General features: G+C 50.4%; 13 protein-coding genes. 6 read left to right on the top strand and 7 right to left on the bottom strand.

What is annotated here, in order from left to right; all coding sequences use genetic code 11:
• Positions 1 to 123: 123 nt before the first annotated feature.
• From ACFQO0_RS12855 to ACFQO0_RS12830, 6 genes are all read right to left on the bottom strand, one after another.
• On the bottom strand, positions 124 to 1,671 hold the full coding sequence (locus ACFQO0_RS12855) for a 2-isopropylmalate synthase (RefSeq protein ID WP_382235244.1): 1,548 nt from the start codon (positions 1,669 to 1,671) through the stop codon (positions 124 to 126).
• Between the two features lie 95 nt (positions 1,672 to 1,766).
• Positions 1,767 to 2,648, bottom strand: a complete 882-nt coding sequence (gene pssA / locus ACFQO0_RS12850) for a CDP-diacylglycerol--serine O-phosphatidyltransferase (RefSeq protein ID WP_382235242.1) — start codon at positions 2,646 to 2,648, stop codon at positions 1,767 to 1,769.
• A gap of 285 nt (positions 2,649 to 2,933) precedes the next feature.
• The gene (locus tag ACFQO0_RS12845; RefSeq protein WP_382235240.1) at positions 2,934 to 3,680 is read right to left on the bottom strand and encodes an SIMPL domain-containing protein; all 747 of its coding nucleotides are present in this window, start codon (positions 3,678 to 3,680) and stop codon (positions 2,934 to 2,936) included.
• 209 nt (positions 3,681 to 3,889) lie between these two features.
• A complete protein-coding gene (gene ilvC, locus ACFQO0_RS12840; protein ID WP_112992156.1) occupies positions 3,890 to 4,906 on the bottom strand; it encodes a ketol-acid reductoisomerase in 1,017 nt (338 codons plus the stop codon).
• An 87-nt stretch (positions 4,907 to 4,993) separates the two neighbouring features.
• A complete protein-coding gene (gene ilvN, locus ACFQO0_RS12835) occupies positions 4,994 to 5,485 on the bottom strand; it encodes an acetolactate synthase small subunit (protein ID WP_012080002.1) in 492 nt (163 codons plus the stop codon).
• A complete protein-coding gene (locus tag ACFQO0_RS12830) occupies positions 5,485 to 7,242 on the bottom strand; it encodes an acetolactate synthase 3 catalytic subunit (protein WP_304931886.1) in 1,758 nt (585 codons plus the stop codon). The genes ilvN and ACFQO0_RS12830 overlap by 1 nt, the downstream gene beginning before the upstream one ends.
• 513 nt (positions 7,243 to 7,755) lie before the next feature.
• Here ACFQO0_RS12830 and ACFQO0_RS12825 point away from each other — a divergent pair.
• From ACFQO0_RS12825 to ACFQO0_RS12800, 6 genes are all read left to right on the top strand, one after another.
• Positions 7,756 to 8,325, top strand: a complete 570-nt coding sequence (locus ACFQO0_RS12825; RefSeq protein WP_382235237.1) for an RNA polymerase sigma factor — start codon at positions 7,756 to 7,758, stop codon at positions 8,323 to 8,325.
• Positions 8,322 to 8,729, top strand: coding sequence for a DUF3619 family protein (locus ACFQO0_RS12820; RefSeq protein WP_382235235.1), 408 nt, complete (start codon positions 8,322 to 8,324; stop codon positions 8,727 to 8,729). The genes ACFQO0_RS12825 and ACFQO0_RS12820 overlap by 4 nt, the downstream gene beginning before the upstream one ends.
• A 24-nt stretch (positions 8,730 to 8,753) precedes the next feature.
• Complete coding sequence (locus ACFQO0_RS12815) at positions 8,754 to 9,431, top strand: DUF3106 domain-containing protein (RefSeq protein ID WP_382235233.1); 678 nt, start codon at positions 8,754 to 8,756, stop codon at positions 9,429 to 9,431.
• A 16-nt stretch (positions 9,432 to 9,447) separates the two neighbouring features.
• Positions 9,448 to 9,948, top strand: a complete 501-nt coding sequence (locus ACFQO0_RS12810; RefSeq protein ID WP_382235231.1) for an RDD family protein — start codon at positions 9,448 to 9,450, stop codon at positions 9,946 to 9,948.
• Positions 9,949 to 10,168: 220 nt separating this feature from the next.
• Positions 10,169 to 10,735, top strand: a complete 567-nt coding sequence (locus ACFQO0_RS12805; RefSeq protein ID WP_382235229.1) for a phasin family protein — start codon at positions 10,169 to 10,171, stop codon at positions 10,733 to 10,735.
• Positions 10,736 to 10,893: 158 nt separating this feature from the next.
• Positions 10,894 to 11,490, top strand: coding sequence for an LOG family protein (locus tag ACFQO0_RS12800; RefSeq protein ID WP_382235227.1), 597 nt, complete (start codon positions 10,894 to 10,896; stop codon positions 11,488 to 11,490).
• A 57-nt stretch (positions 11,491 to 11,547) separates the two neighbouring features.
• Here the strand turns inward: ACFQO0_RS12800 and ACFQO0_RS12795 are convergent, their stop codons facing one another.
• On the bottom strand, positions 11,548 to 12,792 hold the full coding sequence (locus ACFQO0_RS12795) for a cystathionine gamma-synthase family protein (RefSeq protein WP_382235225.1): 1,245 nt from the start codon (positions 12,790 to 12,792) through the stop codon (positions 11,548 to 11,550).
• Between the last annotated feature and the right edge of the window lie 87 nt (positions 12,793 to 12,879).

The raw sequence follows: 12,879 nt of genomic DNA, 5'->3' as shown, positions 1-12,879 counted from the left end.
TTTTACTGTGCCATATCAACCATATAGAAATAAAAAGGCCTTGCATTTCGGCAAGGCCTTTTTAAATTTCGACATCGCAACATTTCAACTTGGTTGCGTAGCGAATTGAATTTGCTCAGAAATTTACAATTGAGGATTCAGTTTTTCTATCTTCGAATGCAATTTGTTCAGTGCTGAAATATAGGCTTTTGCCGAAGCGATCACGATATCCAGATCCGCACCAACGCCATTAACGATACGCCCGGCTTTCGATAACCGCATCGTGACCTCACCTTGCGACTCGGTACCCGTAGTAATCGCATTAACTGAAAATAAAAGCAGTTCCGCGCCGCTTGCGACTTTCGACTCGATCGCATTAACGATCGCATCGACCGGACCGTTACCCTCACCTTGGCAGATTTCTTCCTTGCCACCTATCGAAAATACGACGCTGGCTGCCGGCTTGGTTGCGCTGGATGACTGCTGAGTCAGAGAGACGAAATTGTAATATTCCTTCTCATGCGATTGCTGCTCATCAGATACCAGCGCCATGATGTCTTCATCGAAGATATCCGACTTGCGATCAGCCAGTTCCTTGAAACGTATAAATGCGGCGTCCGTGTCAGCCGCCGATTCCATCGTGATTCCCAATTCTTCAAGACGCTGTTTGAAGGCATTGCGACCTGACAGCTTGCCCAGAACGATCTTGTTTGCGGTCCAGCCTACGTCTTCGGCACGCATGATTTCGTAGGTATCACGTGCCTTCAAGACGCCATCCTGATGAATGCCAGATGCATGGGCAAACGCGTTCGCTCCCACTACCGATTTATTCGGCTGCACGGCAAAGCCGGTGATCTGAGAGACCAGTTTGGAAGTCGGCACTATCTGTGAAGCATCGACGCCGATCTCGAGATTGAAGTGATCCTTGCGCGTACGCACTGCCATCACGATCTCTTCAAGTGCGGTATTTCCCGCACGCTCGCCCAAACCATTGATCGTGCATTCGACCTGACGTGCGCCGCCTATCATCACGCCAGCGAGCGAGTTGGCGACCGCCATGCCGAGATCATTGTGGCAGTGCACGGACCATACCGCCTTGTCTGAATTCGGAATGCGTTCACGCAAGGTTTTGAGCATATTGCCGTACAACTCAGGTACACCGTAACCGACGGTGTCGGCAAAATTGATGGTGGTCGCGCCTTCTTTGATGACCGCTTCAATCACGCGACAAAGAAAATCAATGTCCGAACGGCTGCCATCTTCCGGGCTGAATTCAACGTCATCGGTAAACTTGCGTGCATAGCGAACCGCCATCTTGGCTTGTTCAAACACCTGATCCGGCGTCATGCGCAGCTTCTTTTCCATATGCAAAGGCGACGTCGCGAGAAAGGTATGAATACGTTTTCTTTCGGCCGGTGCCAATGCTTCGGCAGCACGTGCGATATCTTTGTCATTCGCGCGCGACAATGAGCACACCGTCGCATCCTTGATAATGCCGGAGATCGCATGAATCGATTCAAAGTCACCTTGCGATGCCGCCGCAAAGCCTGCTTCGATAATATCCACCTTCAAACGCTCAAGCTGTCTGGCGATACGGATCTTCTCGTCTTTCGTCATTGATGCGCCAGGCGACTGTTCACCATCTCGCAAAGTCGTATCGAAAATTATCAGTTTGTTTGAATCGACTGCCATGTTCCACTCCTGAGCACGGGCTCAATATTTGAATTTCGGTATTTCAATTGACTAAAGCGATGTCAGATAAAAATCTCTGCACGTCTTAATAAAACTCAATCGTGTGTATCCATTTCCGTTTGCACAATACTGACCGGCTTGCCTTTTGCGAGACGCCAAAAGTAAATGACATAACCAGACAAACCATACAAAACGAACATGCCAAACAAAACTTTAGGCGGATCACCGGCTACGGCAACCAATGCCAGCACAATCAAGAAGACCGCAATAAACGGCACAGACTTACGATAATTGATGTCCTTGAAGCTATAAAACGGAACGTTCGTAACCATCGTCAATCCAGCATACAAAGTAATTGCCCATGCGGCCCAACTCAATTCGCCACCCGCATAACCAAGATCCTGCATCAACCAGATGAAACCCGCGACCAGTGCCGCCGCCGCCGGACTGGGCAAACCTTGAAAGTAGCGTTTATCTACGACGGCAATATTCGTATTGAACCTTGCCAGTCGCAATGCACCGCCGGCGCAATATACAAATGCCGCCAGCCAGCCCAGTTTACCTAATCCCTGCAAGGCCCAGATGTAAACCACCAAGGCAGGTGCCGCGCCGAAGGAGACCATATCTGCAAGGCTATCGTACTGTGCGCCGAATTCACTTTGCGTATTCGTCAAACGTGCTACGCGCCCATCAATTGCATCGAGCAACATTGCAGCAAAAATCGCAATTGCTGCGTGATCGAATTTTTGTCCCATCGCCATCACGATGGCGTAGAAACCGCAAAAAAGGCCTGCTGTAGTAAATGCATTCGGCAGCAAATAAATACCGCGCGGACGCCCCTTGGGAGTCGACACCATCAGATCACCATCGTCATCATGACGCACTGCATGCGCGCCACGAGCCAGCTTGCCGATAGGACGGACTCTGGAAAATGCAGAAGTATTGTTTTTCGCTTTTCGGCGATTGAAACTTGACATGCGAATCCCGTTTATAAGGTCCGGTTTTAATAGAAAATCACGAAGCCGTAGTGTATCAGACAGGCAATCTCAGCGGCTGCTGGCAATCCAGAGGACCGCGCCAATCCATGCCACAGACCATATATGACTGACGTCGATCACGCACTAATCCATATCAGAATAGAAGATTAAAATAAAAACCGCGGCCTTTGGCCGCGGTTTAGAGAATTACGATTAACAGACGGATCAACAAAGAGTCGTAATCACTATGCGTATTGCGCCTAGTGATGCGAGTCCGGCATCAGCTCAGCGAAATTTGACCTTGCCAACCACACGCATGGTCAAGGTTGTCTCACCAGGTTCAAAGCTCGGCTCTTCGACGGAGCCACTATCCGCTGCCATCCCGGCACGCATCATTTTAGGCGAGGCAGCTTCTTGCGCATAGTTTCCTGAACCTTCAAAGTCTACCGTCTCCAGCACTGCATCAGCCGGATTACGTCCCATAGCACGCGCGATCGATGCGATCCGCTCAGTCAGGTTCTTATAGGTTGCATCTATGCGTTGTGCATCCATTTTTTTTGCCGTGGCGTCGCTTAAACCAAACTGCAAACCATTCACTGCCAATACGCGTTGCGTGGCGGCGACCAATTTGGGCAAGCCAGCCAGATTACCGGTTTTAACTTCCAGATATTGACCTACGCGCCAGCCGGTAGGTTGACGTACTTTAGTCGTGACGGGGCGCGTTTGCTCTTCTGGATAAACGGCATAGGTGTAATAACCGCGGGTCGTGAGCACAGCCTTCGGATCTTCCTTGCGCACTATCTCCATGCCCTGTTTCATTTTTTGGTTTACGCGCGATGCAGCAGCAGCTTTGTCCTTGTCCTGCTCCTCAATCATCAAGGTCAGGGTTGCTTCATCATTCGCCATTTTTACTTCGCCGAATGCAGGAACAATCACTAGCGTGCCGCTGGTCTGTGTCGGCGTTTGTGCAATTGCTACTGCACTCACTGCGCAGCAACTCAAAACCATCAACAGGGATTTTATTCGTGACATGTAATTCTCCAGAAAGAGGCGCAGAGCACCAGGAATCATTTAAAAACTTAGCCTTACTGTGACTCAAAGTCACAACATTAGTTCTTTCTATTGAGCAATGTGTTCATTATTTAGTGCAACTAAATGTAAACGAAAAAAGCCGCACATCAGTGCGGCTTTTGGAAACGCTCATTTCATTGCATAAAAGAGCGTCTTCGATCTTCCCAATCTTAGTTCTTCGATTGATCAACCAATTTGTTTTTAGCGATCCAAGGCATCATCGCGCGCAGTTTTGCACCGACTTGTTCGATGTCATGTTCTGCGTTCAAACGACGACGGGAGATCAGCGTAGGTGCGCCAGCCTTGTTTTCAAGGATGAAGCTCTTCGCATATTCGCCGGTTTGGATGTCTTTCAGGCATTGGCGCATTGCATTTTTGGTGTCTTCGGTCACGATGCGTGGGCCGGTGACATATTCGCCGTATTCTGCATTGTTCGAGATCGAGTAGTTCATGTTGGCGATACCGCCTTCATAGATCAGATCGACGATCAATTTCAGTTCATGCAAGCATTCGAAGTAAGCCATTTCCGGAGCGTAACCAGCTTCGGTCAGTGTTTCGAAACCAGCTTTGATCAGTTCAACCGCGCCACCGCACAGTACAGCTTGCTCACCGAACAAATCTGTTTCTGTTTCTTCACGGAAGTTGGTTTCGATAATGCCGGCACGGCCGCCGCCGTTCGCCATTGCGTACGACAAAGCGATGTCGCGTGCGACGCCGGATTTGTCCTGGTACACAGCGATCAAATGAGGAACGCCGCCGCCTTGTGCGTACGTACCGCGCACTGTGTGGCCTGGAGCTTTAGGAGCAACCATGATGACGTCCAGATCGGCGCGTGGCACGACTTGACCGTAATGCACGTTGAAGCCGTGAGCGAATGCCAGGACAGCGCCTTGTTTGGCGTGTGGTGCGATGTTTTCGTTGTAGACCTGCGCGATATTTTCATCTGGCAGCAAGATCATGATGACGTCAGCTGCTTTGACTGCGTCGTTGACTTCAGCAACGTTCAGACCGGCTTTCGCGACTTTGTCCCATGAAGCGCCACCTTTGCGCAGACCGACCGTTACTTTGCAGCCGGAATCGTTCAAGTTTTGCGCATGTGCGTGACCTTGCGAACCGTAGCCAATGATGGCAACGTTTTTACCTTTGATCAGCGACAGATCACAATCTTTATCGTAAAAAACTTTCATGATGTTCCTAAATAATGTTGGTTGTTATAGATGTAAATGAACTGCTTATTTTTAACTAAGTTTTAAACTGCTTGATCTTGCAAATACTTAGACTTTTAAAATGCGTTCGCCGCGGCCAATGCCGGAACCGCCTGTACGGACAGTTTCCAGAATCGCTGTACGATCGATCGAATCGATGAACGCGTCGAGCTTGGTTTTGTTACCGGTCAACTCGATGGTGTAGGTCTTGTCGGTGACATCGATGATACGGCCACGGAAAATATCCGCAGTGCGTTTCATCTCTTCACGTTCTTTGCCGACTGCGCGAATCTTGATGAGCATCAACTCACGTTCGATAAACGCGCCTTCAGTCAGGTCGACTACTTTGACCACTTCGATCAAACGGTTCAAATGCTTGGTGATTTGTTCAATCACATCATCCGAGCCGCTGGTCACGATCGTCATCCGCGACAAGGTTGCATCTTCGGTGGGGGCCACGGTCAGGGTTTCGATATTGTAACCACGTGCGGAGAACAGACCGACTACGCGCGACAAGGCACCCGCTTCATTTTCCAGCAAAACAGAAACGATATGACGCATCACAGATCCTCCGAACCGAGCAACATTTCAGTCAAACCCTTGCCGGTCTTGACCATAGGCCAGACGTTTTCGGTTTGATCGGTAATGAAATTCATGAATACCAGACGATCTTTCATATCAAATGCTTCTTTCAATGCACCGTCGACGTCTGCCGGGTTTTCAATCTTCATGCCAACGTGGCCGTACGATTCAACCAGCTTGTTGAAATCAGGCAGCGAATCCATATACGACTCGGAATAGCGAGAACCGTATTCGAGCTGTTGCCATTGCCTAACCATGCCGAGGAAGCGATTGTTCAACAAAATGATTTTTGGTGTCAGGTGATATTGCTTGCAGGTCGCCAGTTCCTGGATACACATCTGGATCGATGCTTCGCCAGTGATACAGGCGATCGTTGCATCAGGGTTCGCCATCTGCACGCCCATCGCGTACGGCAAGCCGACGCCCATCGTGCCCAAACCACCTGAATTGATCCAGCGACGAGGCTTATCAAATGGATAGTATTGCGCCGCCCACATTTGATGTTGACCAACGTCAGACGTAATGAAGGCGTCGCCCTTGGTAACTTCCCACACCTTTTGAATCACCGATTGCGGCTTGATGACTTCGGTCGAATTCGTGAACTTCAGGCAATCGCGTGCGCGCCATTCGTTGATCTGCTTCCACCATGCGGACAATGCGACGCTATTCGGTTTGGCTTCGGCCGCATCCAGTTGCGCCAACAATTCAACCAGCACTTCTTTGACGTTACCGACGATAGGAATATCAACTTTGACGCGCTTCGAAATCGATGATGGATCAATATCGATATGAATGATTTTGCGCGGGGTCGATGAAAAATGTTTTGGGTTACCGATCACGCGATCATCAAAGCGTGCACCGATCGCGATCATCACGTCGGAATGCTGCATCGCCATGTTGGCTTCGTAGGTACCGTGCATACCTGGCATACCAACGAATTTATCGCTCGACGCCTTGTAAGCGCCCAAGCCCATCAAGGTATTGGTGCAAGGGAAACCAAGTTTATCGACCAGCTTGTTCAGTTCTTCAGATGCATGCGCCAGAATCACGCCGCCGCCGGTATAGATCATCGGACGTTCAGCTTGCAACAGCAGTTGCACCGCTTTACGGATTTGACCAGCGTGGCCTTTATCGACCGGTTTGTACGAGCGCATTTCGACTTCTTTTGGATATTCGAAAACGCACTTGTGCATCGTGATGTCTTTAGGAATATCGATCAGCACCGGACCTGGACGGCCGGTGGTCGCGATGAAGAATGCTTTCTTCATGGTCGCGGCGAGATCCTTGACATCCTTGACGAGGAAATTGTGTTTGACGCATGGACGGGTAATCCCGACCGTATCGCATTCCTGGAATGCATCCAGACCGATCGCGTGCGAAGGCACTTGACCGGAAATGATGATCATGGGAATCGAATCCATATACGCAGTCGCCAAACCGGTAACGGCATTGGTAACGCCCGGACCGGAGGTCACGAGGCATACGCCGACTTTATTGGAACTGCGGGAATAGGCGTCAGCAGCATGGACAGCGGCCTGTTCGTGGCGCACCAGAATATGCTGGAATTTGCTGTGGCTGAAAATTGCGTCGTAAATGTAGAGTACTGCGCCGCCGGGGTAGCCGAACACATGTTCAACACCTTCTTCGGCCAGGCAACGTACGACGATTTCTGCGCCGGTGATTTCTTCACCGATTTTATTATTGCTCACTGCGGTCGTGCTTGTTTCTGAGGTCATGCTAACGTCCTTTCAAGGTCCATTGGAAATTGATCGGATGCTCTCTCCTATTGAAACCGCTAACTGCGTCAGTGCTGAGGCGTCCCTTTTTTGTGCGGTCACGTCGATTCGTTACACATCTGTGAATGTGCTTCAAACAAACGCTTAACGCGACTCGTTCGGCCGGAGTTTCTGAGGCAGGATTGCGAATTTCTCGCGCTTGTGGCACGGGTTAGAGCAAACAGCTTTCAAATTTGAAGCGCGTCTTTTTACAAAACTGCATCATGCGCAACATGCAAAAAGACCATGGGATCCCTTCGAGGTGACGAAGGGAGTGATACGTTACTGCGTTGCACAATTCCGGTCAAGTGAATTTGACGGAAAGGCGTTTGAAATCAAGGATTTTGCGCAAAAATTGCCCGCAAACGAGGCTTTTTTGCTAGCATGCGTGCAGTTTGAAAAAGTGAGCGCCTGGATATTCGGCGCTCTAATCCAGCAACATCTCGGCAGCGTCTATCGAATTCGCTGCATCCAATGGCAACTGACAAAGAACTTTCAGATTTTCTTGAAGACGTAGAGCGCCGTGCTTTCAAGCAAGCCCTTTATGCGGTACGCAAGGAAGAATCCGCACTCGATGTTGTGCAGGATGCCATGATCAAACTCGCTGAAAAGTACGGCGACAAGCCGGCAGCTGAACTGCCCATGCTTTTTCAGCGCATTTTGCAAAACACCATACGTGACTATTTTCGACGCGAAAAAGTCCGCAGCTCATGGATCAGCCTCTTTTCCAGTTTTGGTAATAAACAGGAAGACCAGGAAAACTTCGACGCCATGGATATGGTCGAAGCGGAAGAAGGTAGCTACGGTGCCGAGACCGGTTTGGTCAAGCTTGAGCGCAAGCAGATACTCGAATTGATCGAACACGAAGTACAAAATCTCCCTGCACGTCAACGGGAAGCCTTCCTGATGCGTTATTGGCAGGATCTGAACGTGGCTGAAACAGCTACGGCCATGGGATGTTCTGAAGGTAGCGTCAAGACACACTGTTCGCGCGCAACCCACACCTTGGCCCAAGCACTGAAAGCCAAAGGAATCTATTTATGAAAACGAAAGAGTTAGACCTCGCGTATAAATTGCGCCACGCACTTGACCAAAGCGCCAGCGATTTACCGACAAAAACTTCAGAACGCCTTGCATCAGCACGCAATATTGCGCTATCCCGCAAAAAACAGGAGTCTGCCGTTAGTGTCGCCGCGCCACAAGCAGTCTTTGCCGGCCACTCGGCGAGCTCCTCTTCGCCTAAGCGTTTTGCATGGATAGGCCGCATGGGTCTGGCTATTCCTCTCGCCGCGCTGGTTTTCGGTTTGATGGGCATTTATCAATTCGAGCAACGCCAGCAAATTATTGAGTCCGCTGCTATCGATGCCGAAGTATTGACAGATGATCTACCTATCTCCGCTTATCTGGATAACGGCTTTGGCGCATTTTTAGAAAAGGGAGAGGACTAGGTCATGAGGGCATGGATTTTTTCTATGGGTGCCAATCACCCGAAGAAAATCGCTGCGCTGTTAGTGTCCTTGACACTAGCCGGCGTATTGCAAGCCATGCCTGCGCCCACCTCACCTGTATCCGCTAATACACAGGAGCCTGCGCCGACCGTGACGCCGGTAAGCAGTTCCGTTCAGCCAACCATCAAACCAGTAGTCAAAACCCGTCCTAGCCCCGCCCCAAAATCCGATTGGAGCAAGCTAAGTCCGGCCCAGCAACAAGCGCTCGCGCCATTGGCTGGCGACTGGGCAAGGCTAGATACCTTCCGCAAGGAAAAATGGCTGGAACTGGCAAATCGCTTTACTTCAATGTCGCCGGAAGAGCAGGTGCGTATGCAGGACCGCATGCGCGACTGGGTCAAATTATCACCGGAGCAAAGACGTCTTGCGCGTGAAAGTTATAGCCGCGTCAAGAAGTTGAATGCAGAACAACGCGCCAAACAATGGGAACAGTACCAACAACTCTCAGAAGAAAAAAAACAGCAACTGGCCGCAACCGTGACGCCTAAAAAACAGATTGCAAATCCACCACGTCAACATGCAGGCCAAGGCAGCCCGCAAGCAAAAAATGGACTCACACCCTCAACTTCTGCAAAACAGCCATCCGCTACCGCAGAAGTCATTCAACCGTCTACAATGCCGTTATCTACTTCGACGCCTTGATTGAGCCGTTTGCACAATGCAATTCGACACTTCTGATACACCTACAATAAAACGTCGTCTGACCACAATGCTGTATGAAGGTGTGCTGCTATTTGGCGTAGTGGCAATTGCAGGCCTCCTGTTCTCCCCTATTTTTCAACAGCGCCACGCACTGTATTTGCGGCATGCCTTTCAATATTGGCTATTTTTCGTGATTGGCGTTTATTTCATCTGGTTCTGGGTCCATAGCGGCCAAACCTTGCCGATGAAAACATGGCGCATCCGCCTGGTGACGCTTGAAGGCGAGTCTGTGCCATTCAAACGCGCCCTCGCCCGCTATTTTCTCTCATGGTTATGGTTTTTACCCGGACTTGCCATTGCCTGGGCGCTGGAAGCAAAAGCATGGACAGCTGTGGCTATTGTGTTTGCCAATATGATTGCCTGGGCACTGACCGCGCGCATCCATGCCAGCCGACAGTTCCTGCATGACAGGATCGCCGGCACCAAGCTGATAGAGATCAGCAAAGCAAAGCAGTGACGTGAAATCAAAAAGCCGCACCCACGTCTTCCCGATCCTCATCGGTGCCTGTCACTTGCAAAACCAATAAGCATCCCGTAAAAAACAGTCTCACTGTGCGTCAATCCAATGTACGTACGGACAACTCATTGCCACTATAATTGATTGCGTTCGCGGCATTTTCACCAAGTGGTGGCAATGCCATTCATGACAGTTCGTTCAACCAGCAATGGAGAGTCGCATGGCAAAGAAACTGAAAAAAACAGCGAAATCAAATCCCCAACCATCGGGTAATGGCATGCAGGCATCAGCGCAACAGATTTGGCAGGCAGGAATCGATGCACTTGCAAAAACCCAGCAAGAAGGCGGCAAGGTGATTTCACGGTTGGCGAAAGAAGGCTCTAGTCTGCAAAAGCGCACACGCAAAATTGCAGAGGAAAAGGCCTCCGACCTTTCGGATGGCTTTCTCACCATCACCAGCAGCGTAGGCAAGCAGGCATCCGATTCTTGGGACAAGCTGGAGCAAGTAATAGAACAAACTGTCCTGCGCTCGCTCACCAGCCTTGGCCTCAGCACACAGAAGGAATTGGAGGTACTGCATAAGCGTATCGACAGCCTGACCAAAGCTGCAGTCAAGAAAACAGCAAGCAAGAAACCGATAGCCAAGAAAGCCACGGCGAAAAAAGCCACCGTTAAAAAAGCAGTGAAGAAAGTTGTCGCGAAAAAAGTCGTCGCAAAACCGGCTGCGACGAAAAAGACTCCCGCAAAGAAAGCTGCTGCACGCACCCCCGCAAAAGCAGCAAAGTAAGTTCCGCCGCATCCTGCCTATGCTTGCTTGATTTGTATCCACGGGGTTGATGCCAGCGTGCACAACCCCGTTTTTTATTTTCTGCTCTACAGACGTATTCTTCAGCTGTCGATGCCCCAAGCCTTGTCTTCAACCTCCTTGCGTTCATCGCTACCAAAATGAAATCCATCTGCGTCTATTGCGGCTCATCCTTCGGTAACAAGTCCATTTACACAGATGCGGCTCGCTCCTTGGCTGGTGAAATGGTCGGACAGAATATTGCACTGGTTTATGGCGGCGGCAACGTTGGCTTGATGGGCGTCATCGCTAATGAAGTATTACGCTTGGGTGGTCAAGCAACCGGCGTCATTCCGCAAGCATTGATGGACAAGGAAGTGGGCCACAATCAATTGACGCACTTGCATGTCGTCAAAGACATGCATGAACGCAAGGCCCTGATGGCACAGCTGTCGGATGGATTCATTGCCATGCCGGGCGGCATAGGCACATTGGAAGAACTATTCGAGATACTGACCTGGTCGCAACTAGGCTTCCATGAAAAACCGGTAGGCGTGTTGAACGTGGATGGCTTTTACGATGGCTTGATCACCTTCCTGCAAAACCAGGTTGCACAAGGTTTTGTGAAGGCAAAGCAAGCCGATTTGATGATGCATGAGAATAATGCGGCAGACTTGCTGCACAGGTTGCAGACTTTCGTTCCGCAAGCGAGCACCAAAGTGCTGGATGCGCTGGCCGCCAAAACTCTCTTGCCTTGAATTTACTGCTCAATGCCGCTGAATGACTGCAGCATTGAGCCTCATCCCACAACAGCATCAAGCGGCATCCAGCGCCTGACGGAAATCTTCAACCAGATCATCAGTATCTTCAATACCGATCGAGACGCGTATCAGGGATTCTGCTATGCCCATGCTGGCGCGGCGTTCAGCGCCCATCTCATAAAAAATTGTGTGTGCAACTGGAATTACCAAGGTACGAGTATCGCCAAGATTACTCGCTGAAATCCCCAGTTTCAAACGATTCAGGTAATCGAAGCAATCGATACCCTCCTTCAATTCAAAACTAAACAAGCTGCCGTATGAGCGGAACAATTCGGTGGAGATCGCATGTTGCGGGTGTGATTTCAAGCCCGGGTAATACACGGCGGCAACCCGATCATCAGCTTCCAGCATTTGGGCCACGGCCAGTGCATTTGCGCATTCGCGATCAAGGCGCAGTGCCATCGTTTCGGAACCGACCGCCAAGTGATGTGCCGCCTCTGGACCTAGCGAGCCGCCAAAATCGCGCAACGCTTTTGCGCGTATCTGCGCAATGCCCCATTGCGCAGTCGGATAGCGTTTATAGGTATCGAAAATATTGGCAAAGCGCGACCAGTCATACATGCCGGTATCGGTCAAACTGCCACCCAAGGCATTGCCGTGACCACCTATCGATTTGGTCAGTGCATTGATCACGATGCTGGCACCTACCGATTTAGGCTGGAACAGGTAAGGTGATGTCATGGTGTTGTCGACGATGTAGACGATACCGCGGTCGGCACACAATTTACCGATGCGCGCCAAATCCGCTACTTGCGTGCGCGGATTGGCAATGGTTTCAACAAAGACGATACGGGTTGCCGGCGTGATGGCAGCTTCAACATTTTTGACATCGGTCGCATCAACCATTGCAATATCGATACCCTGCCCGCCTACGGTTTGCCACAAACTGTTGGTATTGCCAAACAGGAAGGACGATGACACCACGTGATCACCTTTGCGCAACAATGCCTGCACCACTGCAGCAATGGCCGCCATGCCCGTGGCAAAACAGATGGTCGCGAAACCATCTTCCATTTTGTTGACCTTGTCTTCCAGCGCTGCGACCGTTGGATTGCCTTGACGTCCGTAACGATAACCCGGTTGCTTGCCCTGGAATACCGTCGCAAGTTCGCGCGCATCCTTATAGCCGAAGGTTACCGAGGTATGGATGGGCTTATGCAGTGAGCCGTGCTCGATCGCCTTTTGACGATCGCTATGCAGCGTCGTAGTGGTGAAGCCGTATTTTTTAGGATCAGTCATCGTATGTAATTCAGGTTAGCCAATAAAAAATGCCTGCGTGCGCACTTGGTACGCAGAGCAGGCATTGATGCACGCTAATAAATGCAC

The sequence above is a fragment of the Herminiimonas aquatilis genome (assembly GCF_042665175.1).
In the GTDB taxonomy this organism is placed as follows: Bacteria; Pseudomonadota; Gammaproteobacteria; order Burkholderiales; family Burkholderiaceae_D; genus Oxalicibacterium; species Oxalicibacterium aquatilis.
The sequence above is the reverse complement of the archived record's forward strand: the minus strand, read 5'-3'. Positions and strand labels throughout refer to the sequence as shown.